Genomic DNA, 25,246 nt, shown 5'->3' with positions numbered 1-25,246 from the left:
TCACCCTAAAGCAAATGTGGGAGCGGCGAACCGCCGCTCCCACATTTTTAATCCGTGTACAGCCTGAAGTTACTCGGCTTTATCCTTGGCCTGGTGCTTCACAATGATATCCACCAAGCGCTTGGCCAGCGCCGGGTAGTTCTCATCGAAGTGATGCCCACCTGGCAGCTTCAGCGCTTCACCCACGGCAGTCTTGTCTGTGCAGCCGCTCTCATCGACTTCTTCCGCACCGTAGATGCACACCACTTTCTCCGGCGGCAGCTTGGCCATTTCCGGGCCCGTAGCGGCCTCTTTACCGGCGTTACCCAGCCAACCTTCCACTTCGATTTCAAAGCTGCCGGTGCGTGCGAAAGCCAGCAAGATAATCGCATCGACCCGCTGCTGTTCGTTTTCCGGCATACGGTTGTAGATGGCCGGCAATACATCGGCACCGAATGAATAACCGGTCAGTACGAAGCGCTTGGTGCCCCACTTCTGACGGTAGTGTTGCATCAGCTCGGTGAGATCCTTGGCGCTTTGTTCCGGGGTCTTGTGCTGCCAGTAGTAGCGCAGGGTGTCGATGCCGACGACGGGGTAGCCGATCTTGGCCATTTCGCCGGCCACGTCGCGGTCCAGGTCACGCCAGCCGCCATCACCGGAGAGGAACAGGGTGACGGTGTCCTTTGCCTGACCGGCCGGCACTTCAACCACCGGAATCGCCAGACCGCCGTTGTCCGAGCCCACCAGTTGCTTGCGCAGCTCGTTGTTCAGCACTTGCGGGTAGTGAATGTCGTAGTCGCTGATGCTGGTGGTGGCGCGCGGTGTATCGCGTACGAAACTGGCGCTTTCATCGTCAGGGTTGTCGTTCCAGGCCACCAACCAATTGCCGTGCGCGGCGGTTTTCGGCAGTGGGTCCTTGCAACCTTCCTGCACCAAAGCGAAGCCGACGGAGATGGCATTGGCCTTGTCGTCATTCTGGGTCGCCAGCCAGCGCCAGGCGAGGGCTGCGCCTGGGCCGATGCCACTGACCAGAGTGGCCGGGCCCTTGAGCTGGCCCAGGGCGCTTTGCAGCGCTTGTTCCTGCAGCTTGCAGTCATCCTTGGGCAAGATCACCTGAACAATCTGCGCCTTGCCGCCCTGGCTCAGAGCGATCAGTTGGCTGTCGGTCAGGATTTCGTCGGCCATTACGGCCACGGCCACACGGGCTTTCGGCGTGCCATTGGGCGTCACGCGGGTCATCACCGAGCCATCGGCCTGGGGCAGTTGCTCCAGGGTCGGCTGCGGGGCAGGGCGGTTCCAGTACCAAAAGCCGCCGCCTGCGATCAAGGCGAGCAGCACTACAGAGGCCAATACATACCGCCAGGAACGTCGAATCATCAGCGTTTCACCAATCCAGTCAAGCCGCCCGCGATCAGGGCGGCGGTATCGGCCAGTGCCACCAGCGGATCAAGTCCTGCGGGCACGGCCATGTAACGGGGTTCCCAGTCAGGCTGGAACTTGTCTTTGAAGCGGCGCAAACCTTGGAAGTTATACAGTTGCTCGCCACGGCGGAACACCATCGAACCCAGGCGTTGGGTCAACGGCGCGCCGCGGCGTGGCTGCAGGCCCGACAACGGCACCATGCCGAGGCTGAAGCGGGCGTAGCCGTGACTCTTATAATGTTGAATCAGGCCGACCATCATGAATTCCATGGTCAGCTTGGGTGCGTCAGGGTGGGCGCGCATCAGGTCGAGACTGGCCAGATCGTGGTTGTAGGTCTCGAGCAAGTTGGCGAAGGCCACCGGGTTCCCTTCGAAGCGAATGATCGCGATGCGAAAGTGCTTGAGGTAGTCGTCGCTGAAGCGTCCCAGGGAAAAGCCTTTTTCCCGTACGTTCTTGCCGGTCAGCCAGGCATCCGAGATCACTTTGAGCGCGTCCATCGGTGCCGTGCCCGGTTCAAAGATCTCCAGGGACAGGCCGTCGCGGGTGCCACGGTTCCAGGTATAGCGCAGGTCCTTCATCTCTTTGCCCTTGGCTTCCAGGTCAAAGCGTTTCAGGTCGACGCGGGCTTCTTCACCCAGTTTGATCGCGGTAAGGCCGATGTCCATGTAGTACGGCAGGTTCTCTGCGCGCACTTGATAGAACACTGGGCGCGCGTGATGGATGTCGCACAGGTCGCGGAACTGCCAGATCATCTCGGCGCGTGGCTGGGTCGGGCCGATCGGGTCGTACAAGGCTACCAGGCTGCGCCCGCGACGGGCGTACATGAGGAAAGCTTCATCATTGGGATGGAACAGCAGCGCCTTGTCGCCGGTGAGCGCCAGGCCGCCGTCGGGTTGGGACGAGGCCATCAGGATCTTGCTGGCGCGCTCGAGCTCGTCGGGCGTCGGCAGGTGGATCACCGGGCGCGCGGTGCGTAACAGCCAGGTCAGGGACACGATCACCAGCAGGACGGCGGCGCCCAACAGCGAGCGCAAACCACGGGGCGCGTTGGCGTCCAGGGTGAACTGCCACCACAACTGGTGGCTGTACGGCACGTCTTGATAAGCGAACAGCAGCAGCCAGATCGAAGCCCCCAGCACGCACACGCTTGCCACCAGGTACAGCGGCGAGAAGGGCAGCTCGGTGAGGCGGCTGGCGCGGTAGAACGAGCGTCGGAAAATCGCCAGCAGGATCGCGGTCATGGTCATCAAGCTGGCTTCTTCCCAGTCGAAACCCTTGAGCAGCGAGAGCAACGCACCGGTCAGCAGCAGCACCATGGTCAGCATCCAGGCGGCTGACAAGCGTCGACGCAGGCCCTGGGCCAGCAACAGGCACAGCACGCCGATCAGGCTGGCGCCAAAGTGCGAGGCGTCAATCAGGCGGTGGGGAATCAGGAAGCCGATGTTTTCCAGGCGTGAGTCGATTTCGGGCGTGGCGCCAGAAAACAGCAGGACCACGCCGGACAAAAAAACCAGTACGGCCAGTACTGGCGCTGCCAGCCCCGAGGCGACCCGCAGGCTTTGCTGGGTCTGGAACAGACGCTGCGCTTCGTTGACCAGCAGGAACACACAGGCAATCAACAGCGGCAGCACCACGTAGATCATGCGGTACAGCAGCAGGGCCGCGGCCAATGGCGCGGCGCCCAGTTTGTCGGCGAAGGCGGCGAGCAGAATCGCTTCGAATACGCCAACCCCGCCCGGTACATGACTGAGTACGCCGGCTGCCAGGGCCAGCAGGTACACCAACAGGAAGGGGCCGAAGGGCGGCGCTTCCGGCAACAACAGATAAAGGACGGTGGCAGCGGCGGCGACGTCCAGTGCGGTGATGATCAGTTGCAGGAAGGTCAAACGCCGGCCCGGCAGACGCAGGGTACGGCGGCCAGCTTTTACCAGCAGGTTATCCGGGTAGGGTTGCTCCGGCAGGCGACGGCGATAAATGCCGATGCACAGCGCGGCCGACAACAGCAACACGGCGCCGGCAATGCCGCCCAGCAACCCTTGCGACAGATGCAAATAAGTGGAGGCCGCCGGCAAGTTACTCAAGGTGGCCAGTGCCGCCAGCGGCGGCAGGGCGCAGCCCAGGGCCAGGCTGGCGAACACGGTCATGTGCGCCACTTCTGAAGCCCCGATGCCATGGCGCGCATATAAACGATAACGCACCGAACCGCCCGAGAGCATGGACAGGCCAATCGCATTGCCGATGGCAAACGCGGTAAAGCCGCCCAAGGCCAGGGTCTTGGCGGGCAGTTGTACCCCCGCGTAGCGCGCGCCGGAAAATTCGTAGCCTAATAGAATGACGAAGCCGGCGACACCTGCGGCAAACGCACCGAGCAGGGCGGGCCTGGGCACTTCCAGGATCGAATCGTGGAGGGCGTAAAGATCCAGTTCCAGCAGCAGGTGTCGGCAGGCGATCAACGCGATGGCGAACAGCAATAGTGTGACGGCCAGCCCGATGGGTTGCCGGTATTTGCTCACCAGATCCAGCCAACGCAAACGAGCGGGAGGGATCGGTTGTTCTGCTGTAACAGTGTCTTGTGGTTCAGACGAGTTGGCGCGCATCAATCACCTCGTGGATTGTGCGCGACAGGATGGAGGTATCCAGCCAAGTTACCAATCCCTATGGACAAAATAATTACAAATATTAACGCGTATCACCGGGGGCGGCGACAGCGGCCATTGGTCGTAGAGGGGAGCACTGAGCATTGAGCATAGCTCGCAATGAGATGGACTCTACAAACCGTGTACGGTTTCATGAAAGATGCCATGCCATTGTTTCAGAAGAACTTTTTCACCGGATACAAAAAAGGCCACTCTTTCGAGTAGCCTTTTTTGATGTTTGGTTGCGGGAGCCGGATTTGAACCGACGACCTTCGGGTTATGAGCCCGACGAGCTACCAGACTGCTCCATCCCGCGTCTGTGGGCGGCATTCTACAGCCCAGCGGCGGGGTGTCAACCGTTAATGGATGTATCGGTCAAATAAGTGTGAATTAATCCACTGAGCCGCCGCCAAGTACGATAAGTGTGCGATAGGCTTGAATTTTTGTCCGACAATCAAAAAACTGACAGGCACAAAAAAGGCCACTCTTTCGAGTAGCCTTTTTTTGATGTTTGGTTGCGGGAGCCGGATTTGAACCGACGACCTTCGGGTTATGAGCCCGACGAGCTACCAGACTGCTCCATCCCGCGTCTGTGTGTCGGCATTCTACAGAGGATCGCGAGTGTGTCAACCCGTGTTCTGAAGAAAAGCGCTTGTGGTTCAATCGGTTAGCTCTCCATCGCTGTACGTGGATGCGCTGGAAGCCAGTCTGGCCAAGGGTTTCGGCTCTATCGGAATGCCAAATTCGATTGAGAAAATAAATTCATCTACGAATTTTCCTACCGTTCAAACGGAAGAATCAAACTACTGGTGCTATATACAGGTGTGAGTGCGATACTGGCCACCCGTGGTTTCACACCCTGTTTATATGACGCAGCGCAAAATCATCCACGTTGACTGTGATTGCTTCTACGCCGCCATCGAGATGCGCGATGACCCGAGCCTTGCGCAAAAGCCGCTGGCGGTGGGTGGCTCGGCTGACCGGCGCGGGGTGATCGCTACCTGCAACTATGAGGCGCGGGCCTATGGCGTGCGCTCGGCCATGTCGTCACGCCACGCGTTGAAGCTGTGCCCGGACCTGACCATCGTCAAGCCGCGCATGGACGCCTATAAGGAAGCGTCGAAGGAAATCCAGACGATCTTTCGCGACTACACCGACCTGATCGAACCGCTGTCGCTGGATGAAGCCTATCTGGACGTGTCTGACTGTACGCATTTCGGCGGCAGTGCCACGCGCATCGCCCAGGACATTCGCCGCCGCGTCTCCAACCAGTTGCATATCACCGTGTCTGCCGGTGTCGCGCCGAATAAATTCCTGGCCAAGATCGCCAGCGACTGGAAGAAACCCAATGGGTTGTTTGTGATTACCCCGGACCAGGTCGAAGACTTTGTCTCGCAGTTGCGTGTGAGCAAATTGCACGGCGTGGGTAAAGTCACGGCAGACAAACTGGCGCGCCTGGGAATTGAAGACTGCCTGCAACTGCGTGAGTGGAACAAGCTGGCGCTGGTGCGGGAATTTGGCAGCTTTGGCGAGCGACTGTGGAGCCTGGCGCGTGGGGTTGATGACCGCGCAGTGCACAACGATAGCCGTCGGCAATCCATCAGTGTGGAAAATACCTACGATGTGGACCTGCCGGATCTTTCAAGCTGCCTGGCAAAGCTTCCCGAACTGATGGAAACCCTGGCCGGGCGTATGGCGCGAATCGACAGCAGTTATCGGGCGGGCAAGCCGTTCGTTAAAGTGAAGTTTCATGACTTTACCCAGACGACACTGGAGCAGGCAGGGGCAGGGCGGGATTTGGAGGGTTATCAACAGCTGCTGACGCAGGCGTTTAACCGGGGTGGGAAGCCGGTGCGGTTGTTGGGGATTGGGGTGCGGTTGCTGGATTTAAGCAACGGCAACGAACAACTCGAGTTCTCCTGGTAGTAACCCAAAACCAAATGTGGGAGCGGGCTTGCTCGCGAATGCGGTAGATCAGTCAATACATCTGGTGACTGGCACTCCTTATTCGCGAGCAAGCCCGCTCCCACATTTAGATCTGCGACATTTGTGGAGTCTCAGCGTGCGCCTGGATCGGCAACGAGACGCCCCGCATCCTTGGTCAGCGCCTGCAGGAATTCCTGCTGCAACTCGGGATCATTGCGGGTCAGTTCGATCAGGCTTTGTTCCAGTTCGCTGGCTTCTTCTTCCAGGCCCAGCTCTGACAGACGCTTGACCCGGTGCACCCACTGGCTGACTTCATCGTCTTCCAGGTCGTCGTAGATCAGGCCGTGGGCTTCCAGCAACTTGCCGCGCAGCGTGCTGCTGATCGCCAGTGTCGAGTCCGAATGCACGTCGTCCTGGCCATCTTCCACGCTGATCTTCAAGGTCGTGACGCGGTTAAGGTCCTGCTCGGCAAACGGGCTGTCCAACAGGTTCAGGCGCAAGACGCCGTTGCGGTCGGTGGTCAACTCATGCACTTGCTTGCCCGCAGTAACCTGCACCGGGCGTTCGCTCCAGGGCAGGCTCGAATACTCCACGCGCTTGTCGCGCTGGACTTCATCGATACCGGCCAGGTTCTGTTGCGCACGGCCATGGGATTGTACGTTCATGAACGGGTTGAGGCCGTCTACGCCGTAGGTCAGCCAGTCGTGGGTCATGCTGGTAGGCAGGTTGCCGAGGGCGAAGATATTCGCCACGTTAGCCCCCGCACCCGCCACCAAGGCGACCGTGCCCAAAGGCACTTCATAGAGTTCGCGCCAGGGTTGGTAGGGGGTGTAGCGGTCGTAACGACGGGTGACTTCGAACTCGGTGACCTCGAAGGTCTTTTGCTCGTGAATGCGCACTCGGCGTTGCGGCAGCTCCAGCACTTTGGGGTCGCCTACATCGATCTGCAGGCTGTGGTCGAGCAACTTACGCTCGACCCGCTCCTCGTGCTCACTGCGTTGCGACATCTGGTTGGCGCAGCCGCTGACCAGCAAGGCGCCGCACAAGGCGGCGCCCCCCAGGGCTCTGGTGTTTCGCTTGAACATGACTTCTCTTGATCTGGTTTTCAGCGACGAATACGCGCCTGAAGGAAAGACAGCACGTCAGCCACCGGCAACGGTTGGGCTTCGGCTTCGGTCCGGCTCTTGTATTCCAGATTGCCATCCGCCAGGCCGCGGTCACTGACCACGATCCGGTGTGGGATGCCAATCAGTTCCATGTCGGCGAACTTGATGCCCGGGCTGGTTTTCTTGTCCCGGTCATCCAGCAACACTTCAAAACCGGCGGCCGTCAGTTCGGCATACAGTTTGTCGGTGGCTTCGCGTACTTGCTCGGTTTCATAGCGCAGCGGTACCAGGGCGACCTGGAACGGCGCCAGGGCGTCACTCCAGATGATGCCTTTCTCGTCGTTGTTCTGCTCGATGGCAGCTGCAACCACGCGCGAAACGCCAATGCCGTAGCAGCCCATTTCCAGGGTGATCGGCTTGCCGTTCTCGCCCAGCACTTCGCACTTCATGGCCTTGCTGTACTTATTGCCCAGCTGGAAGATGTGCCCGACTTCGATGCCGCGCTTGATCTCCAGGGTACCTTTGCCATCCGGGCTCGGGTCACCAGCGACCACATTACGCAGGTCGGCCACGGTCGGAACCGGCAGGTCACGCTCCCAGTTCACACCGAAGTAATGCTTGTCGTCGATGTTCGCGCCAATACCGAAGTCGCTCATCAGCTCGACCGAACGGTCGATGATAATTGGCAACGGCAGGTTCAGTGGGCCCAGGGAACCAGCACCAGCGCCAATGGCGTCGCGCAGTTCGGCATCACTGGCCATGACCAGTGGGTTGGCCACGCCAGGTTGCTGGGCGGCTTTGATTTCGTTGAGTTCGTGGTCGCCACGGATCACCAGGGCGATCAGCTTGCCTTCTTCTTCGGCGCGCACGATCAGGGTCTTGATGGTCTTTTCAATCGGCAGATTGAATTTTTCCACCAGGGCCGCGATGGTCTTGGTCTCTGGCGTGTCTACCAGGCGCAGCTCTTCGGCCGGTGCAGGGCGGGACGTTTCCCGTGGCACGGCTTCGGCTTTCTCGATGTTTGCTGCGTAGTCGGAACCGTTGCTGAACACGATATCGTCTTCGCCGGATTCGGCCAGTACGTGGAATTCGTGGGAGCCGGCACCACCGATGGAACCGTTGTCCGCTTCTACCGGACGGAATTTCAGGCCCAGGCGCGTGAACACGTTGCAATAGGCCTGGTGCATGCGGTCGTAAGTGACCTGCAGGGAAGCCTGGTCGGCGTGGAACGAATACGCGTCCTTCATAATGAATTCACGGCCGCGCATCAAGCCGAAGCGTGGGCGGATTTCATCACGGAATTTGGTCTGGATCTGATACAGGTTCAGCGGCAGCTGTTTATAGCTGCTCAGCTCGTTGCGCATCAGGTCGGTGATCACTTCTTCATGGGTCGGGCCGGCGCAGAAATCGCGGCCATGACGGTCCTTGAAGCGCAGCAACTCAGGGCCGTACTCTTCCCAGCGCCCGGATTCCTGCCACAGTTCAGCCGGTTGGGTGCTCGGCATCAACACTTCCAGAGAGCCGGCAGCGTTCATTTCTTCACGAACGATGGCTTCGACCTTGCGCATCACCTTCAAGCCCATGGGCAGCCAGGTGTACAGGCCCGAGGCCAGTTTGCGGATCATGCCGGCGCGCAGCATCAGCTGATGGCTGATCACGACCGCATCGGAAGGCGTTTCTTTCTGTGTGGCGAGCAAATATTGACTGGTGCGCATGGTAGGCCGTTGTCGGTTGCTTGGACTTGAAATGACGCTGGATTGTACGGGCGGTTGCCGCCGGAGTACAGGCATCAGGTTGCGGGGTGTTTCTGTCGGAACCGTGCTTGTGTGGGAGCTGGCTTGCCTGCGATTCAGGCGACGCGGTGTATCTGTAGCACCGAGGCGACATCATCGCAGGCAAGCCAGCTCCCACATAGATCGAGGTGTATCAGTCGTCTACCGGGGGATTCAACCGAATCCGCCGATTCTCCTGATACCAATGCAGTGCAATCAGCAGCAGTGTCGGTACACCCAGCATGCAGGTGATCAGGAAGAAATTATGGTAGCCGAACTTCTCCACCATTACCCCCGAATACCCGCCGATCAGGCGCGGCAGCAACAGCATGATCGAGCTGAGCAGCGCGTATTGGGTGGCGGAGAACTTGAGGTTGGTCAGGCTCGACAAATAGGCCACAAACGCCGATGTGGCCATGCCCGAGCTGAAGTTATCCAGGGAAATCGTGAAAATCAGCATCTGCAGGTCCGGGCCCATGTCGGCGAGCGCCACGAACAGCAGGTTGGTGCCGGCAGAGAACACGCCGCCGATGAACAGGATTGGCAGGATACCGAAGCGCACAATCAGCAGGCCGCCCATGCCGGCGCCGACCAGGGTCATGATCAGGCCGAAGATCTTGCTGACCCCGGCGATCTGGTCCTTGGTAAAGCCTTGGTCGATGTAGAACACGTTGGCCATCACGCCCATCACGGTGTCAGACATGCGATAGGTGGCGATCAGCCCCAGCAGCAGTAATGCTTGCCAGCGATAGCGCAGGATGAAGTCGTTGACCGGCGTCAACACCGGCGCCAGGCCCCGGCGACCCATGGCCGAGAGGCACAGTGCGGTGAGCGTGATATAGAGAATGGCGCGCAGGAACGCACGGTCATCCATCAGCAGGTCCCACAGGCTCATGCCGTGGAACAGCACGCTTGCGAAATCAGTATTGAACAGCTGGGTGAACATCGCCGGCACCGACACCAGCAATACGATCAGCACAAATACCGAGACCAGTTGATGCACGAAACTGTAGCGCCCGGCTTGCAGCTGGGTGCGCAGTGGCACATTGGGTTCGCGCATGAACAGCGTGGTCAGCAACGCAGGAACCATCAATACGCCGAACAGCACATAGGTGCCGGTCCAGGCCGAGTGTTTATAGTTGAAACCGGTGGAGCCGAAACCTTCAGCAAAAAACAGTGCACCTGCCGTGGCGAGCAGGGCGGCGATGCGATAGCCGGACATATAGCTGGCGGCCAACGCGGCCTGGCGGCTGTCATCGGCGATTTCCAGACGGTAGGCGTCGACCGCAATATCCTGGGTGGCGGACGCGAAGGCCACGACGACGGCGATAGCGATCAGCCAGGACAAATGTTTCTGCGGGTCGCAAAAGCCCATGCCGATCAATCCGAGGATCACCAGCGACTGGGCAAGGACCAGCCAGGACCGGCGTCGCCCGAGTTTACCGAGCAACGGCAGGCGCCATTGGTCGAGCAGCGGCGACCAGACCCATTTAAAGGCATAGGCCAAACCAATCAGGCTTGCATAGCCGATGGTCTCGCGGGCCACACCGGCCTCACGCAACCACACCGACAGCGTCGAGAACACCAACATGTAAGGCAAGCCGGCGGCAAAGCCGAGCAACAACAGCACTAACGTCGAGGGGCTGGCATAGGCAGCGAGCGCGGCGCGCCAGGTTTTACGGGGCATGGGCTGGAGTCTGCCTCAGGTTTGCGGAAACAAAGCGCGCACTCTAACCGCTGTGCTCTACCGGGCGCCAGCCATGGCGCTGAATATCCACGCGATTGTTGCGGACCGTGATGCCTTCATCGCGCAAACGCGCGCGTTGCTCGTCACCCGAGGCACTGCCCACTGGCAGACTTATCCGACCACCGGCACCCAGCACGCGATGCCAGGGAAGTTTGGTGTCTGCAGGCAGTTGACTCAGGGTGCGGCCTACCCAGCGCGCCGCACGCCCCAGCCCAGCCAGGTGAGCCAGCTCGCCGTAGCTGACCACGCACCCTGCGGGCACTTGCGCCAGGGTCAGGTACAGCGCAGTGCGGCGCATTTCGGCAGGGCTTTGCGGGGGCTCGGCGGGTTGATTCACTGTGCGCATATCCGTTGAGATCGGCTGACTTATTGTAAGAAACGTCTGTAACCATGGCATCGAGGATTGAACTGAATATAAATCCTTGAGTCAGTCGTATCTAACACGATAATGCCCTCTTTTCGCCAACCTCGAGCCCCGAATCCGCTTATGTTGTCCAGAACCCTGTTGTGCCTCGCTGTTTTCAGCGCCTCCACGCCCTTGCTGGCCGATACCGTCTGGTTGAAGAACGGTGACCGTCTGACTGGCAAGATCAAGGTCTTCGACGGTGGCAAGTTGCTGATCCAGACCGATTACGCGGGCGCCATTCCTGTGGACTGGAAACAGGTGAAAACCCTGGAAAGCGACCAGGAGCTGCTGGTCAAGCAGGATGCCTACACCGGCGAAAAGGCCAAGTCCCTGAAACCGGCGGATGAAGGCAAAGTGGTGCTGGCCAATGGCGAGGCGCCAAAGACCGTCGAGCTGGCAAGCATTCAGCAGATCCTCAAGCCCAAGCCTGTGATCGAAGACTTGGTGTGGAAGGGCAATGTCGACATGGCTCTGGACTACAAGCGTGCCGAAAAAGATACCAACGACTATGACATCGACTTCAAGACCACCGCGCGGCATGGCCAATGGCGCCACACCGGGCAGGGCGAGTACAACCGCGAGTTCCAGGACGACGTGACCACCACCGACAACTGGGCGTTGGAATATGACCTGGACCGCTTCCTGACCGAGCATTGGTTCTGGCAGGGACGCTTGACTTACAAGCGTGACAAGGTTGAAGACCTGGCTCGCCAGCGTACCGTCGGTACCGGCCCTGGCTACCAGTTCTGGGATGATGAGCTGGGGGCATTCTCCCTGGGGTCGCTCGTCAACCGCACCGATTACGAATACGCCGAAGGCGGCAAGGACAACTTCTATTCCCTGGCCATGAAGTGGAACTACAACCGCTACCTAGTGGGCAAGACCGTTGAATTCTTCACGAATGGCGAATTGGGCAAACCTATCGATGGCCCAGCGGAATACTCCCTGGATGCGGAAATGGGCCTGCGCTACAAAGTCACCGAGTGGGCTTCGCTCAACCTCAAGGCTGAACGCGACGTCATCAGTGGCGACTCGGAAAGCAGCCTGAGCAAAACCCGCTACACCGCAGGGTTCGGCGTGGCCTGGTAACACCCTTCGACAAATCCCGGCAGGGGGGGCTCTGGCAACCGGCGCGTAGATTGATTACCTTGTGTTGAGATCCATTCCCATAAGTCATGGGCGGCTGAATACCCGAGGAGTCAACGTTGAGCGCACAGGTTGCCAAGAACGCCCGAGAGCTGTTGCTCAAGGAATACCGTGGGGCTCTCGCCACACAGTCCAAAGCCATGCCGGGTTTCCCTTTTGGTTCGGTCGTGCCGTATTGCCTGGACGAGCAGGGCCGTCCGCTGATCCTCATCAGCCGTATTGCCCAGCACACCCACAACCTGCAAAAAGACCCAAAGTGTTCGTTGCTGGTAGGTGAGCGTGAGGCGGATGACGTGCAGGCCGTCGGGCGCCTCACCTACCTCGCTGAGGCCGTAAAACTCCAGGAGGGCGCTGCCATCGAGGCAGCGGCCGAGCGTTATTACCGCTACTTCCCCGATTCGGCCAACTACCACCAAGCCCACGACTTCGACTTCTGGGTGCTCAAGCCGGTGCGCCACCGTTACATCGGCGGCTTTGGGGCGATTCACTGGGTCGACCAGTTGACCCTGGCCAACCCGTTCGCGGGTGCGACTGAGCGCAGCATGATCGAACACATGAACAGCGATCACACCAAAGCCATTGCCCACTACGTCGACTTGGCCGGTTTGCCGACTTCCGAGCCTGCGCAGTTGGCCGGTATCGACAGCGAAGGCATGCACCTGCGTATCGGCCAATCCTTATATTGGTTACCGTTCGCAGAGCCTTGCAACACTCCGACACAAGTGCGCGAAGCCCTGGTTTCATTGGCTCACGCTGACGTCTGGCCGAAAAAAGAAGCCGCTGACGCTTGAATTCACGAAATGGCGACGTCATCTAAGGTGGACTGGCAAGGCATTCTTGCGTTGAGGAACCATTTGATGCGCCCTTTTTTATTGCTCTTTCTGCTGTTCCCGGTGTTGGAGCTGTTCGTATTCGTTCAAGTCAGCAGTGCGATCGGGTTTTTCCCGGCCCTGTTGTTGATCATTCTCGGCTCGATGCTCGGCGTATTGGTGCTGCGCGTCGCCGGCCTGGCCACGGCGCTGCGTGCCCGTGAAAGCCTGAATCGTGGCGAGCTGCCCGCACAGACCATGCTTGAAGGCCTGATGATGGCCCTGGCCGGTGGCCTGTTGATCCTGCCGGGTTTTATCAGCGATGTGGTCGGCCTGGTGATGTTGCTGCCAGTCACTCGCAAGCTGCTTGCCGGCAAGATGCGTCAGCGTGCCGAAGAGGCGGCGATTCGCCAGCGTGCGTTCGCCGATGACCTGCAACCTCGTGGCGGTCCGGCTCCGCGCCAGCCACTGGGGCGTGAAGGTGATGTGATCGAAGGCGAATTCGAACACCGCGACAGCAAATAACCGCTTCACTGGCACGGCACCTCTGGGTGCCGTGTTGCTTTGAGCCGTCGACACACTCAAAAAAATTTCCGTCGAGGCCCTTGTAATAAGCTTATGCGCCCTTATGTAACGGTCACCGCAAGGTTTCTGGTGGTGACACCAGACAGACTTCCGCGTCTTGCTTGGCGAGGCGCGACCGGCACCGCCGGAATACAACCTGCCGGTACTGATACCGGCCGATGAAAAACACAATTAGGAGAGATCGACAATGAGCAAGCTTCGTCCTCTGCACGACCGCGTCGTAATCCGTCGCAGCGAAGAAGAAAAGAAAACCGCTGGCGGTATCGTTCTGCCAGGTTCGGCTGCTGAAAAAGCCAACCACGGTGTGATCGTCGCTGCAGGCCCAGGCAAGACCCTGGAAAACGGTGACGTGCGTGCGCTGGCCGTTAAAGTCGGTGACAAGGTTGTATTTGGTCCTTACTCCGGCAGCAACACTGTGAAAGTCGACGGCGAAGACCTGCTGGTTATGGCTGAGAACGAGATTCTCGCTGTTCTGGAAGACTGATTTCCCCGCTCATTTTCCCGTTACTCCAAAGTATTTAAGGAATATCGATCATGGCTGCTAAAGAAGTTAAATTCGGCGATTCCGCCCGCAAAAAAATGCTCACCGGTGTCAACATCCTGGCTGACGCAGTAAAAGCGACCTTGGGCCCTAAAGGCCGTAACGTGATCATCGAGAAGAGCTTCGGCGCTCCGACCATCACCAAAGACGGCGTTTCGGTAGCAAAAGAAATCGAACTCGAAGACCGTTTCGAAAACATGGGCGCGCAACTGGTCAAAGACGTTGCCTCCCGTGCCAACGATGACGCAGGCGACGGCACCACAACCGCTACCGTTCTGGCTCAGGCAATCGTCAACGAAGGCTACAAAGCCGTCGCTGCCGGCATGAACCCGATGGACCTCAAGCGCGGCATCGACAAGGCGACCATCGCCATCGTTGCTGAGCTGAAAAACCTGTCCAAGCCATGCGCTGACACCAAGGCTATTGCACAGGTGGGTACCATCTCTGCCAACTCCGACAGCTCCATCGGCGACATCATTGCCGAAGCCATGGAAAAAGTCGGCAAAGAAGGCGTGATCACCGTTGAAGAAGGCACTGGCCTGGAAAACGAACTGTCGGTTGTAGAAGGCATGCAGTTCGACCGTGGCTACCTGTCCCCGTACTTCGTCAACAAGCCTGAAACCATGGTTGCCGAGCTGGACAGCCCGCTGATCCTGCTGGTCGACAAAAAGATCTCCAACATCCGCGAAATGCTGCCAGTACTGGAAGCCGTTGCCAAAGCCGGCCGCCCACTGCTGATCGTTTCCGAAGACGTTGAAGGCGAAGCCCTGGCGACGCTGGTTGTGAACAACATGCGCGGCATCGTTAAAGTCGCAGCCGTCAAGGCTCCAGGCTTCGGCGACCGTCGCAAGGCCATGCTGCAGGACATCGCTGTTCTGACCGGCGGTACCGTTATCTCCGAAGAGATCGGCCTGAGCCTGGAAAGCGCCACCCTGGAAAACCTGGGTAGTGCCAAGCGCGTGACCATCTCCAAGGAAAACACCATCATCGTTGACGGTGCTGGCGTTGAAGGCGACATCCAATCGCGCATCACTCAGATCCGCGCCCAGGTTGCCGAGACTTCGTCCGACTACGACCGTGAAAAACTGCAAGAGCGTCTGGCCAAGCTGTCCGGCGGCGTTGCAGTGATCAAGGTTGGCGCGGGTTCCGAAGTTGAAATGAAAGAGAAGAAAGCCCGCGTTGAAGACGCCCTGCACGCAACCCGTGCAGCCGTTGAAGAAGGCGTGGTACCTGGCGGTGGCGTTGCGCTGATCCGTGCACTGGAAGCCCTGACTAACCTGACCGGCGACAACGCTGACCAGAACGTCGGTATTGCTGTGCTGCGTCGTGCTGTTGAAGCACCGCTGCGCCAGATCGCTGCCAACTCCGGCGACGAGCCAAGCGTTGTGGTCAACGAAGTCAAGAACGGCAAAGGTAACTACGGTTACAACGCTGCGACTGGCGTCTACGGCGACATGATCGAAATGGGCATCCTGGACCCTACCAAGGTGACTCGTTCGGCATTGCAAGCTGCTGCCTCCATCGGTGGCCTGATCCTGACCACCGAAGCTGCCATTGCTGACAAGCCTAAGGCTGAAGGCGCTGGCGGTGGCGGTATGCCAGACATGGGCGGCATGGGTGGCATGGGCGGCATGATGTAAGCCAGCCTTACCCCCGTACTGAAAAAGCCCCGCCTGCAGTGATGCAGGCGGGGCTTTTTTATTGTTTGAGTTTGAATTGCAGTCAACTGTGGGAGCTGACTTGCCTGCGATGGCGCACTGCGAACCGATGAAACGTTGAATTAACCGCAAATTTTCGCCCTGGCACTGTCGCCACTGTGTGAAGCCATAGTGAAAATCTCGTTCACTATAAATCTTGGTTGAAAAGCTTTATCAGCGTGCCCTCCAGGCCTATCCCTGAGCCACACTTGGCCTTAAGCTGCGCGAGCCAACACGGCTGCTACCGCGTACGGAGACACTCCCATGCGAATTTTATTGGTTGAAGACAACCGCGATATCCTCGCCAACTTGGCGGATTACCTGGGGTTGAAGGGTTATACCGTTGACTGTGCGCAGGACGGTTTGTCGGGCCTGCACTTGGCTGCCACTGAACATTACGATTTGATCGTGCTCGACATCATGCTGCCCGGCATCGATGGCTACACCCTGTGCAAGCGCCTGCGCGAAGATGCGCGCCGTGACACGCCGGTGATCATGCTCACCGCCCGCGATCAACTGGATGATCGGCTGCAAGGCTTCAAGTCTGGCGCCGACGATTACCTGCTCAAACCCTTTGCCCTGTCGGAATTGGCGGCGCGGATCGAAGCCGTACTGCGCCGTGCACAGGGCGGCGGTCGTCGCACACTGCAGGTGGCTGACCTGAGCTACGACCTCGACACCCTGGAAGTCACCCGCGAAGGGCGCCTGCTCAAGCTCAACCCGGTCGGCCTGAAACTGCTGGCGGTGCTGATGCAGAAGAGCCCGCACGTGCTGCGCCGCGAAATCCTTGAAGAAGCGCTGTGGGGCGACGACTGCCCGGACAGCGACAGTCTGCGCAGCCACGTCCACCAATTGCGCCAAGTGATCGATAAACCGTTCGCCAAGCCATTGCTGCAAACCGTGCACGGTGTCGGTTATCGCTTGGCCGAGGGGCGTGATGGAGTTTAAGCAGAGCCTTGCCCAACGGATCATCATTGCCTTTGCCTTGATGAGTGCATTGGTGGCGGGCGCCTTCGCCATGGGCATCGTCGCGACTGTGCACCTGGTGGAAGAAAAACTGATCTCGGCCGGCCTGGGCGGTGACCTGCAGCGCCTGTTGCTGATGGATACCGTCGAGGACTGGCGCCACCGGCCCGAGCCGGACCAGCTGTTTTACTTCAGCGGAGGTCCCGGCGATTTTGAATTGCCCAAGGATCTGCGTCACCTCGAACCCGGTTTCCACGAAGTATTCCGCGAGTCGCTGTCTTACCACGCCATGGTTGAAGTGGTCGACGGCCGGCGCTACGTGTTGTTGCAGGACCAAAGCGATTTCGAAGAGCGCGAACGCGTGCTGTTTGCCGTGGTGCTGGTGGGTTTCGTACTCAGTCTGGCGCTGGCAGTTTTCCTGGGGTGGGTGTTGGCGCGCAAAGTGATGGCACCGGTGGTGCGCCTGGCTCGCCAAGTACGTCACCGTGACCAATTGCTGGGTTTGGCACCCCCTCTGGCGCCAGATTACGCGGCTGACGAAGTGGGTGAGCTGGCCGTGGCCTTCGATGCCACGCTGGGCCGCCTGCGTCAGGCCCTGTCTCGAGAGCAGATGTTCACCAGTGATGTCAGCCACGAGTTGCGCACCCCGTTGATGGTGCTGGCCAGTTCCTGCGAACTGCTGCTGGAAAACCCGGCCATCGATCAGCGTGGGCGTAACCAGGTCGAGCGGATCGCCCGTGCCTGTGAGGAAATGCGTGAACTGGTGCAGACCTTCCTGATGCTGGCCCGCGCGGAGCATGACGACGGCACCATGTCGCCCCAGGTCAGCCTGGAGCAGGTCGCCGATGATCTGCTCGGTATCTGGCGCGAGCCCATTGAGCGCAAGGGCCTGGAGTTGATCTACCAGCCGGGCAACCCCTTGGATACCCGGTACAACGCGACGTTCCTGCACGCGGTAATGGGCAACCTGCTGCGCAATGCCTTGCATTACACCGAACACGGTTTTATCCGCCTGACCCTGGAGCCCAGTGGTTTTGTGGTGGAAGACTCCGGTGTGGGGATTCCCGAAGACAAGCGCGAAGCGATGTTCGAGCCGTTCGTGCGCGGCAACGAGAAGCGCGGTGACGGCTTGGGCCTGGGTTTGTCTCTGGTCCAGCGCATCTGCGAGAACCAGGGCTGGAGCGTGAGCCTCAGCACCATGGAGCCCAACGGCTGCCGCTTTCATGTGCAACTGAGTCAGGTCAACGCCTGACTCCACCCCCTACCGTTATCCTGCCAGACATCACCGTAATTCGGCGAAAATGGCCCGATGCTATTGCTTGTGTCTGTAAAGTCTTGAAATGTATGGGATTGGACAGGACAAGTTTTTCACAACGGGTTGACCTGTTGATCACAGATTGCTGCTTAAGGTTGTAGGCATCAGCAACTGGAGATCCGTAGATGTCTACCCCGATAAAGCTCGAATTTTCGAAAAAGTACGACGACGAGCACGCCCACGAATATTTGCTCAAGCATCAGGACAATCTGGCACGCCGGCTGTCCCATAAGCGCGACGAGCAATTGGCCCGTGGCGCGCTGGCGATGGCCGGTGAGCCTGGCTTGGTGCTGGACCTGCCCTGCGGTGCCGGGCGCTTCTGGCCGCTGCTGGCCGAAAAACCCAACCGTGTGATCATCGGTGCTGACAATTCCGCCTCGATGTTGAAGGTGGCAACGGTCGCCCAGCCCGCCGAAGTGGTGAAACGGGTACGGCCTTTGCAAACGTCTGCGTTTGATATCGATCTGCCGGATAACGCCGTCGATAGCATTTTTTGTATGCGCCTGTTGCACCACATTGGTGATCCGGCGCATCGGCTGGCGATATTGCGGGAGTTTCAGCGTGTTACCCGTGACAGCGTGATCATTTCGCTGTGGGTCGATGGCAATTTCAAAGCCTGGAAACGCAAGCGTCTCGAAGGGCAGCGTCGCAAGAACGGTGAGCAGGAAGGTTACCAAAACAGATTTGTGTTACCGGCTGCTACTGTCGAAGCGGAGTTCGAGGAAGCCGGCTTTCGCGTTCAGGAATCCCTGGACTTCATACCGCTCTACGCCATGTGGCGGGTGTACGTATTACGCAAGAGGTAACAGGATGGCAGTTGAGTGCGTAGCAGGCAGTCACGTAGCGCCCGAAGAGCGATTCGATTATTTCTGGCGCCAGCAGGGCGAATGGGTCGAAGAGCCCAACCGCCGGCGCGGCGGTGAAAGTGGCGTGCAGCGCGTGACAAGCTCCAATGGACGTTTGCTCTATAGCAAGCGCCAGACCGGGCATATCTACCGCAGTTGGCTGCACCCCTTCGGCCGTCCCACCGTGCTGCGTGAACGCGATGCCATCAAAGGCCTGCGCCTGTTGGACGTACGCGTTCCGGAAATGGTCTTTTGCGAGGCGCGCCGCGACCCCGAGCACCGTTGGCAGGCACTGCTGGTGACCGCAGCCCTTGATGGCTTTGACGAAATTGAAAACTGGTACGCCGCCGGTGGCCGCGAGCAATACGGCGAGCAGGTGCATGAACGCGTGCTCAAGGAATTGGCTGGCACCCTGGCGCGCATGCACAAGGGGCGTTGGCAGCATGGCTGTCTGTACATCAAGCATATTTTTGTGCGGGTGACAGGCGAAGGTGATTCGGCCAATGTTGAAGTGGCGCTGCTGGATTTCGAGAAATGCCGCCAGCGCTTGACCGCTTATCGGGCAGCCTCCCATGACATGCTGCAATTGCGCCGCCATTCGTCGTGGAGCGATGCCGACTGGAAAAAACTCAGCTACTTTTACGAGACGGCGTTTGGCAGCGCTATCAAGGGTTTAACCAGATGAAGCTAGAAATAGCACGAGGTTTGTTTTTGGTCGGGGCGCTGGGCGTTGCAGCCTTGGCGCTGGCGGCGTGGGAGCAGCCTCGCACACAGGTGCTCAGCGCAATGCAGGGTGGCGCGCAATGCCCGTTGCCGCGCGTCGCCAAGGCGAGCACGGCGGTAAAGCCTGATCACGAGTTGTTGCTGTTTATGTTTGGAATGTCTCAAGGGATGAGGCCACAGAGTTGAAACGATTCAAACCCCCAGAAAAGGGCCTTGCGATGCGAGGCCCTTTTTTTGCTTTGTAGGTTCAAGGCGTATCCGGTTTGGCTAGCAGGGTGTACACGCAGGGCAATACAAACAGCGTAAACAGTGTGCCGATCGACATCCCCGTGGCAATCACCATTCCGATATCAAACCGGCTCACCGCACCTGCCCCTGTCGCGAAAATCAACGGCACCATGCCGAATACCATTGCCGCGGTGGTCATCAACACCGGCCGCAAGCGAATCGCCGCCGCTTCCTCCACTGCCTGCCGTGGCGTCAGGCCCTTGTCTTTGCGCAGTTGGTTGGCGAATTCCACGATCAGGATGCCGTGTTTGCTGATCAAGCCGATCAGTGTCACCAGGCCGACCTGGGTGTAGATGTTCATGCTCGACCAGCCCAGGAATAGCGGAATCAGCGCTCCGCAGATCGACAACGGCACTGTCACCAGGATCACCAGAGGGTCACGAAAGCTCTCGAATTGCGCCGCCAGCACCAGGAAGATGATCGCCAAGGCCAGGCCAAACGTGACCCACAGCGCCGTGCCTTCCTGGATGAATTGCCGCGACGCACCGCTGTAGTCGAACGCATAGCCGGGTGGGGTTTCTTCAAGGGCGATCTGGCGCACCGTGTCGATGGCCTCGCCCATGCTCACGATGGGAAACCCCGAGATCAGTGCCGAATTGAGTTGCTGGAACTGGTTCAATTGCCGAGGACGAGCGCGGTCGGTGAGGGTGATCAAGGTCGACAACGGCAGCAGTTCGCCCTGGTTATTCTTTACGTAGTAGTTGTTCAGCCAGTCGGGGTTGTCGCGGTAGGCGCGCTCTACCTGGGCGATCACTTTGTAGCTGCGTCCATCGAGGGTGAATCGGTTGATTTCCGCCTCGGCCAATAGCGTTGCGAGGGTGCCGCCGAGGTCTTGCATCGACACGCCCATCTGCGCGGCCTTGGCGCGGTCGATATCCACCACCACTTCGGGTTTGTCGAATGCCAAGTCGATATCGACGAAGGCAAATTTGCCTGACTCCATCGCGCGTTTCTTCACGCGGTTGGCCACTTCGAGCAACGAGGCATAATCGTTGGCCGTGTTGATCACAAAGCCAAACGGCAACCCTTCGCCCGTGCCCGGCAGGGAGGGCAGGTTGAAGCCGAATACTTGCAGGCCCGGAATCTGCTCCAGGCGGCTTTGTACCTCGGGGAGTATCTGCATCTGGGTGCGGTCGCGCTCGTTCCACGGTTTGAGCAGGAAGCCACCGATGCCCGATTGCACACCGTTGAAACCGTTGATCTGGAACGACGAGTAGTACTCCGGGAACTCCTTGAAAATCTTGATGAACTCGTCGGTGTAGGTGTTGAGGTATTCCAGGTTGGTCGGCTGCGGTGCGCTGGCCATCATGAAGATGATGCCCTGGTCTTCGTCGGGGGCCAGTTGCGACTGGGTAAACTTGAGGAACACCGGGATCAGGCACAGTACGATCAACGCAAACACGATCACCACCGGCCGCGTGTTCAGGGTGCCATGCAGCATGCGCTGGTAGCGGCGCTTGAGGCTGTCGAAAATCCGGTCGAGGCGATGGGCCAGGCCCGAAGGGTTTTCATCGTGGCGCAATAGCAGCGCGCACATCATCGGCGACAAGGTCAGGGCAACAATGCCGGAGATGATCACCGCTCCCGCCAGGGTCAGGGCGAACTCCTTGAACAGTGCGCCGGTGAGCCCTTCGAGAAAACCAATGGGCGCATACACTGCCGCCAGGGTGACGGTCATCGACACCACCGGCAGGGCAATCTCCCGCGCGCCTTCCAGTGCCGCATCCAGCGGTGTCTTGCCGTCCTCGATATGCCGGTGAATGTTTTCCACCACCACGATGGCATCGTCCACCACCAGGCCGATGGCCAGCACCATCGCCAACAGTGTCAGCAGGTTGATCGAGTAGCCCATCAACTGCATGAAAAACAGCACACCGATCATCGACAACGGGATGGTAATCACTGGGATCACCACCGATCGCAGGGCGCCCAGAAACAGGAATACCACTACGATCACGATCAATACGGCTTCAAACAGGGTCTTGACCACCTCGTTGATGGACGCCTGGATAAACAGCGTGGCGTCGTAGGCAATTTCCGCCTTGAGGTTGGGTGGGAGCTGGGATTCCAACTCCGGCATGATCTTGCGCACTTCCTTGATCACATCCAGCGGGTTGGCGCTGGGCGTGGCCTTGATGCCGATGTACACCGACGGCGTTCCGCCAAACGAGCTGATGGCGTTGTAGTTCTCCGCGCCCATTTCCACCCGGGCCACGTCGCGCAACAGGACGCGGCTGTCGCCGTCGGTTTTGACGGTGATCGCACCAAAGGCGTCGGCGGACTTGAGGTCGGTGTTGGCGTTGACGCTGGTGACCACGAACTCGCCCTTCACCTCGCCGGCGGCGGACAGGAAGTTGTAGCGGCGCACGGCGTCGGTGATGTCACTGGCGCTGAGGCCGAAGCCTGCCAGTTTCACCGGGTCGAGCCAGATGCGCATGGCGAACACCTGGTTGCCAAGGATCTCCGCCTCGGCCATGCCCGGCAGTGTGGCGAGCTTGGGCTGGATCACCCGTGACAGGTAATCGGTGATCTGCGGGTTGCTCAACTGCTGGCTGGAGAAACTGATGTACATCAGCGCCGAGGCGTCAGCGGCCTCTTTGCTTAACACTGGGTCTTCGGCGTCTTGCGGCAGTTTATTCTTCACCTCGTTGGCCTTGGCCAGCAATTCGGTGAACAGGCGGTCGCTGTTGGAACCGATGCGCGCGTAGATCGAGATCACCGAAAAGTTCTGGCGACTCACCGAGGTCATGTAGTCGATGCCTTCGGCGCTGGCCAGGCTTTGCTGCAGCGGTTGGGTGATATAGCCCTGGATGGTCTCGGCATTCGCGCCGGGGTAGGCGGTGGTCACCGTGATCAGGGCGTTTTCCATACTCGGGTATTGGCGCAGCGGCAGCTTGCTGTAGGCCTGGAAACCCAGCAGCACAATCAGCAGGCTGACCACCATGGCCAGCACCGGACGGCGGATAAAGGCGTCTGTGAACTTCATGGCCTAGTGCCCTGCCGGCTGGTTTTTGTCCGGGCTGATGGCGATGGGTGTGCCGTTATCCAGTTTCAACTGGCCGGCGCTGACCACCTGCTCACCGGCTCTCAGGCCTTTGCTCACCAGCACCAGGCCGCCGCGCCGCTCACCGGTCTCGACGAACCGCCGTTCTGCGATCAGCAGCGGCTTGCCGCTGGTGTCTTTTTCGACCTCACCATGCTCGGTTTTTTTCTCGGCCACGGCGTACACCGAGTTGCCGTAGAGGGTGTAGGTGATCGCGCCTTCCGGTACCACGATTTGCGGGGCGGGATTGGGCAGCAGCACGTCCAGGCTGGTGAACATGCCGGGCAGCAGCTTGCCGTCAGGATTGGCCAAGGTGGCGCGCACCAGCACGTTGCGGGTGCTGTTCTCGACCTTGGGGTTGATTGCACTGACCTTGCCGGAGAATGGCTGGCCTGGGTAAGCCGACACTTGCACCTGCACGGCTTGCCCGAGGGCGAGCTTGGGCACGGCATGTTCGGGGATGTAGAAGTCGACGTAGAGGCTGCTGATGTCCTGCAAGGTAGCGATCACCGTGCCACTGGCCAGGTAGTCACCCACATCCACCTGGCGAATGCCGATGGTGCCGCTGAAGGGCGCGACAATGTGTTTTTTTGCCAGCGAAGCCTTGAGCTGATTGACCGTGGCCTTGTTCTTTTGCAGTTGCGCGGAGAGGCGGTCGAACTCGCCTTTGGAAATCGCCTGGCTGCCCACCAGTTGGCTGCCGCGACCATAATCCAGCTGGGCCAGCCCGAGGTCAGCCTGGGCGGTTTCCAGCAGGGCGCTTTCCACTGCGCTGTCGAGTTGCACCAGCGGTTGTCCGGCCTTGACCTTCTGCCCGGACTCGAACTGCACCTCCTTGACCGTGCCGGCCACCTCCAGGCTCAGGTTCACACCTTGCAGGGCTTTGAGTGAGCCGACGGATGGAAGGCGCTGTTGCCAGGGTTGTTCGACCACCGTCGCGACCGCCACGCTGACCGCCGGTTTTGGCGTGGAAAAGACCTGGATCTGCTGGTAGATGGAAAAGGCTTTGTAGCCCCCCAGCAGCAGGACGATTAACAGGACGATACCCAACATGATCAGCATGCGACGGCGCAGCATATTCCGGTTCCCTGGAAAACTTTGGCAGACGATTTTTTTGTAGAAGTGTAGTGGGTATTCCAGACGGTGTTTATCACCGGGAACAGGGCCAGGACTGGCCCTGTTCAGAGGGGTGCGTCAGATCAGATGCAGATGGTTATCCCAGAGCCCTGCCGGCAATTCCAACGGTTTTGCTGCCAACTGTTTCTGACGGCAATCGTAGAACCGGCAACGGCCTTGGCCCGAGGTCACGACAAAGCCATCCTCGACGGCGCCGACACCGGCACAGTCGGGCAATGGTCCATCCAGGCGCAGCTCGCCACTGTCCATGTCCCAGATAAAGAAGCGGTTGCCCCGTGGGGCGGTCAACGCCACCAGGCGCAATTCGCTGTGCACCGCGACGCTGGCGGTGTAGTGCCCCATCGCCTGCAACTGCTCGTCGGCCACTGGGAACGCGACGAAAGGCTGGCCCGGTCGCTTGATCGCCAACAACTCGGAACGCTCCTGGGACGGCCCCATGAACTGCTGCCCGGTAAGGATGGTGCCATCGCTGGCGATCCCCATATGGCGCACGCTGTTCATCTGCTGGCCGAGGGTTTCCTTACTGATCAGCGTACCGTCGCGGTGCATCAGCACGAGGCTCGGTTCCATGGCGTTGAGGTTCATCTCCACGCGGCTTTCGGCTTCGGTACGAATGCCGCCGTTGGCCACCACCAAGGTTTCGCCGTCGGGCATCCACGACACCTGATGCGGGCCGATCCCATGGGTGGAAATCTCGCCACTGTGCACCAGCCGCTCGCCTTCGAACCTGTACACGCCGAGCAGGCCACGGCCGGGGTCGGACGTGTCGTTTTCGGTGGCGTACAGCCAGTCGCCGCTCTTGTGAATGACCGCATGGCCATAGAAGTGGCGATTGGCATGGGAGGTGATGGTTTGCAGCAGCGCACCACTGCGCAGGTCGATCAGATAACTCTCAGTGCCCGGGCGACGGGCAACAAACAGCGCAATGGGCAGCGTCGGGTGGTTGATGATGTCGTGACAGCGCTGGCCGACCTGGGTGGCGAACACTTGCTTGCCGTCCAGGCGATAGCCCACAGCGTAGTGCTTGCCGTCCGCATCATCGCGCGCCGAGAGCAGCAGCGGGCTTTTGTCTTTGCTTTTGAACAGCGTCCAGCCACCCAAGGTGAGCGCGCTGAGCAGCATGCTGCCAACCGCCAAAGCCTGTCGCCTGAGCATTA

Annotated in this window: 20 protein-coding genes and 2 tRNA genes; 11 read left to right on the top strand and 11 right to left on the bottom strand. The window is 59.4% G+C overall.

Translation table 11 applies throughout. The annotated features are described in order from the left end of the window. Positions 1–69 precede the first annotated feature (69 nt). The 4 genes from AB4O35_RS00325 to AB4O35_RS00310 form a co-directional block, all read right to left on the bottom strand. Positions 70–1,356: a virulence factor family protein gene (locus AB4O35_RS00325; RefSeq protein ID WP_065874574.1), complete on the bottom strand. Its 1,287-nt coding sequence runs from the start codon at positions 1,354–1,356 to the stop codon at positions 70–72. After that, positions 1,356–3,998, bottom strand: coding sequence for a bifunctional lysylphosphatidylglycerol flippase/synthetase MprF (gene mprF, locus AB4O35_RS00320; protein WP_065874575.1), 2,643 nt, complete (start codon positions 3,996–3,998; stop codon positions 1,356–1,358). The genes AB4O35_RS00325 and mprF overlap by 1 nt, the downstream gene beginning before the upstream one ends. 278 nt (positions 3,999–4,276) lie before the next feature. After that, positions 4,277–4,353 (bottom strand) — tRNA-Met (locus AB4O35_RS00315). Between the two features lie 196 nt (positions 4,354–4,549). Continuing rightward, positions 4,550–4,626 (bottom strand) — tRNA-Met (locus AB4O35_RS00310). 278 nt (positions 4,627–4,904) lie between these two features. On the opposite strand from AB4O35_RS00310, the gene dinB reads away from it, so the two are divergent. Further along, positions 4,905–5,963, top strand: a complete 1,059-nt coding sequence (dinB, locus tag AB4O35_RS00305) for a DNA polymerase IV (RefSeq protein WP_065945794.1) — start codon at positions 4,905–4,907, stop codon at positions 5,961–5,963. A gap of 131 nt (positions 5,964–6,094) precedes the next feature. On the opposite strand, the gene AB4O35_RS00300 is transcribed toward dinB, so the two are convergent. From AB4O35_RS00300 to AB4O35_RS00285, 4 genes are all read right to left on the bottom strand, one after another. Then, positions 6,095–7,048, bottom strand: a complete 954-nt coding sequence (locus AB4O35_RS00300; protein ID WP_049711690.1) for a hypothetical protein — start codon at positions 7,046–7,048, stop codon at positions 6,095–6,097. 20 nt (positions 7,049–7,068) lie between these two features. After that, a complete protein-coding gene (locus AB4O35_RS00295) occupies positions 7,069–8,784 on the bottom strand; it encodes a proline--tRNA ligase (protein ID WP_065874577.1) in 1,716 nt (571 codons plus the stop codon). A 211-nt stretch (positions 8,785–8,995) separates the two neighbouring features. Then, on the bottom strand, positions 8,996–10,528 hold the full coding sequence (locus tag AB4O35_RS00290) for an AmpG family muropeptide MFS transporter (protein ID WP_065874578.1): 1,533 nt from the start codon (positions 10,526–10,528) through the stop codon (positions 8,996–8,998). A 43-nt stretch (positions 10,529–10,571) separates the two neighbouring features. Beyond that, complete coding sequence (locus AB4O35_RS00285) at positions 10,572–10,934, bottom strand: MGMT family protein (RefSeq protein ID WP_065874579.1); 363 nt, start codon at positions 10,932–10,934, stop codon at positions 10,572–10,574. Positions 10,935–11,075: 141 nt separating this feature from the next. On the opposite strand from AB4O35_RS00285, the gene AB4O35_RS00280 reads away from it, so the two are divergent. The 10 genes from AB4O35_RS00280 (at position 11,076) to AB4O35_RS00235 (ending at position 19,807) form a co-directional block, all read left to right on the top strand. After that, positions 11,076–12,083 carry a DUF481 domain-containing protein gene (locus AB4O35_RS00280; RefSeq protein ID WP_065889950.1) on the top strand — a complete coding sequence of 336 codons (1,008 nt, stop codon included), beginning with the start codon at positions 11,076–11,078 and terminating at the stop codon, positions 12,081–12,083. A 116-nt stretch (positions 12,084–12,199) separates the two neighbouring features. Continuing rightward, a complete protein-coding gene (locus tag AB4O35_RS00275) occupies positions 12,200–12,931 on the top strand; it encodes a HugZ family pyridoxamine 5'-phosphate oxidase (RefSeq protein WP_065945795.1) in 732 nt (243 codons plus the stop codon). A 66-nt stretch (positions 12,932–12,997) separates the two neighbouring features. Next, a complete protein-coding gene (locus AB4O35_RS00270; RefSeq protein ID WP_016971150.1) occupies positions 12,998–13,474 on the top strand; it encodes an FxsA family protein in 477 nt (158 codons plus the stop codon). A gap of 247 nt (positions 13,475–13,721) precedes the next feature. Continuing rightward, positions 13,722–14,018 carry a co-chaperone GroES gene (locus AB4O35_RS00265; protein ID WP_003175874.1) on the top strand — a complete coding sequence of 99 codons (297 nt, stop codon included), beginning with the start codon at positions 13,722–13,724 and terminating at the stop codon, positions 14,016–14,018. A 50-nt stretch (positions 14,019–14,068) separates the two neighbouring features. Then, positions 14,069–15,715, top strand: a complete 1,647-nt coding sequence (gene groL / locus AB4O35_RS00260) for a chaperonin GroEL (protein WP_049711696.1) — start codon at positions 14,069–14,071, stop codon at positions 15,713–15,715. A gap of 321 nt (positions 15,716–16,036) precedes the next feature. Continuing rightward, positions 16,037–16,720, top strand: a complete 684-nt coding sequence (gene colR, locus AB4O35_RS00255) for a two-component system response regulator ColR (protein WP_049711697.1) — start codon at positions 16,037–16,039, stop codon at positions 16,718–16,720. Beyond that, positions 16,710–17,990, top strand: a complete 1,281-nt coding sequence (locus tag AB4O35_RS00250) for a sensor histidine kinase (RefSeq protein ID WP_065874582.1) — start codon at positions 16,710–16,712, stop codon at positions 17,988–17,990. The genes colR and AB4O35_RS00250 overlap by 11 nt, the downstream gene beginning before the upstream one ends. Positions 17,991–18,178: 188 nt before the next feature. Further along, entirely contained in the window at positions 18,179–18,859 is a 681-nt protein-coding gene (locus tag AB4O35_RS00245) for a class I SAM-dependent methyltransferase (protein ID WP_065874583.1), read from the top strand. Positions 18,860–18,863: 4 nt separating this feature from the next. After that, positions 18,864–19,583 (top strand): lipopolysaccharide kinase InaA family protein, encoded by a 720-nt coding sequence (locus AB4O35_RS00240; RefSeq protein ID WP_065874584.1) that lies wholly within the window; start codon positions 18,864–18,866, stop codon positions 19,581–19,583. Further along, the gene (locus AB4O35_RS00235) at positions 19,580–19,807 is read left to right on the top strand and encodes a hypothetical protein (protein ID WP_049711701.1); all 228 of its coding nucleotides are present in this window, start codon (positions 19,580–19,582) and stop codon (positions 19,805–19,807) included. The genes AB4O35_RS00240 and AB4O35_RS00235 overlap by 4 nt, the downstream gene beginning before the upstream one ends. 61 nt (positions 19,808–19,868) lie before the next feature. Here the strand turns inward: AB4O35_RS00235 and AB4O35_RS00230 are convergent, their stop codons facing one another. From AB4O35_RS00230 to AB4O35_RS00220, 3 genes are all read right to left on the bottom strand, one after another. Beyond that, positions 19,869–22,895: a multidrug efflux RND transporter permease subunit gene (locus AB4O35_RS00230; RefSeq protein WP_065874585.1), complete on the bottom strand. Its 3,027-nt coding sequence runs from the start codon at positions 22,893–22,895 to the stop codon at positions 19,869–19,871. A 3-nt stretch (positions 22,896–22,898) separates the two neighbouring features. After that, the gene (locus AB4O35_RS00225; RefSeq protein WP_065874586.1) at positions 22,899–24,029 is read right to left on the bottom strand and encodes an efflux RND transporter periplasmic adaptor subunit; all 1,131 of its coding nucleotides are present in this window, start codon (positions 24,027–24,029) and stop codon (positions 22,899–22,901) included. Positions 24,030–24,146: 117 nt separating this feature from the next. After that, positions 24,147–25,244: a DUF1513 domain-containing protein gene (locus tag AB4O35_RS00220; protein ID WP_065874587.1), complete on the bottom strand. Its 1,098-nt coding sequence runs from the start codon at positions 25,242–25,244 to the stop codon at positions 24,147–24,149. Between the last annotated feature and the right edge of the window lie 2 nt (positions 25,245–25,246).

This window comes from Pseudomonas sp. H1_A03 (assembly GCF_054685145.1).
The sequence above is the reverse complement of the archived record's forward strand: the minus strand, read 5'-3'. Positions and strand labels throughout refer to the sequence as shown.

Bases quoted from the DNA above. Each gene is read 5' to 3' on its own strand.
- AB4O35_RS00325 (WP_065874574.1), bottom strand. From the start codon at position 1,356: ATGATTCGACGTTCCTGGCGGTATGTATTGGCCTCTGTAGTGCTGCTC.
- mprF (WP_065874575.1), bottom strand. From the start codon at position 3,998: ATGCGCGCCAACTCGTCTGAACCACAAGACACTGTTACAGCAGAACAA.
- dinB (WP_065945794.1), top strand. From the start codon at position 4,905: ATGACGCAGCGCAAAATCATCCACGTTGACTGTGATTGCTTCTACGCC.
- AB4O35_RS00300 (WP_049711690.1), bottom strand. From the start codon at position 7,048: ATGTTCAAGCGAAACACCAGAGCCCTGGGGGGCGCCGCCTTGTGCGGC.
- AB4O35_RS00295 (WP_065874577.1), bottom strand. From the start codon at position 8,784: ATGCGCACCAGTCAATATTTGCTCGCCACACAGAAAGAAACGCCTTCC.
- AB4O35_RS00290 (WP_065874578.1), bottom strand. From the start codon at position 10,528: ATGCCCCGTAAAACCTGGCGCGCCGCGCTCGCTGCCTATGCCAGCCCC.
- AB4O35_RS00285 (WP_065874579.1), bottom strand. From the start codon at position 10,934: ATGCGCACAGTGAATCAACCCGCCGAGCCCCCGCAAAGCCCTGCCGAA.
- AB4O35_RS00280 (WP_065889950.1), top strand. From the start codon at position 11,076: ATGTTGTCCAGAACCCTGTTGTGCCTCGCTGTTTTCAGCGCCTCCACG.
- AB4O35_RS00270 (WP_016971150.1), top strand. From the start codon at position 12,998: ATGCGCCCTTTTTTATTGCTCTTTCTGCTGTTCCCGGTGTTGGAGCTG.
- AB4O35_RS00265 (WP_003175874.1), top strand. From the start codon at position 13,722: ATGAGCAAGCTTCGTCCTCTGCACGACCGCGTCGTAATCCGTCGCAGC.
- groL (WP_049711696.1), top strand. From the start codon at position 14,069: ATGGCTGCTAAAGAAGTTAAATTCGGCGATTCCGCCCGCAAAAAAATG.
- colR (WP_049711697.1), top strand. From the start codon at position 16,037: ATGCGAATTTTATTGGTTGAAGACAACCGCGATATCCTCGCCAACTTG.
- AB4O35_RS00250 (WP_065874582.1), top strand. From the start codon at position 16,710: ATGGAGTTTAAGCAGAGCCTTGCCCAACGGATCATCATTGCCTTTGCC.
- AB4O35_RS00245 (WP_065874583.1), top strand. From the start codon at position 18,179: ATGTCTACCCCGATAAAGCTCGAATTTTCGAAAAAGTACGACGACGAG.
- AB4O35_RS00240 (WP_065874584.1), top strand. From the start codon at position 18,864: ATGGCAGTTGAGTGCGTAGCAGGCAGTCACGTAGCGCCCGAAGAGCGA.
- AB4O35_RS00235 (WP_049711701.1), top strand. From the start codon at position 19,580: ATGAAGCTAGAAATAGCACGAGGTTTGTTTTTGGTCGGGGCGCTGGGC.
- AB4O35_RS00230 (WP_065874585.1), bottom strand. From the start codon at position 22,895: ATGAAGTTCACAGACGCCTTTATCCGCCGTCCGGTGCTGGCCATGGTG.
- AB4O35_RS00225 (WP_065874586.1), bottom strand. From the start codon at position 24,029: ATGCTGCGCCGTCGCATGCTGATCATGTTGGGTATCGTCCTGTTAATC.
- AB4O35_RS00220 (WP_065874587.1), bottom strand. From the start codon at position 25,244: ATGCTCAGGCGACAGGCTTTGGCGGTTGGCAGCATGCTGCTCAGCGCG.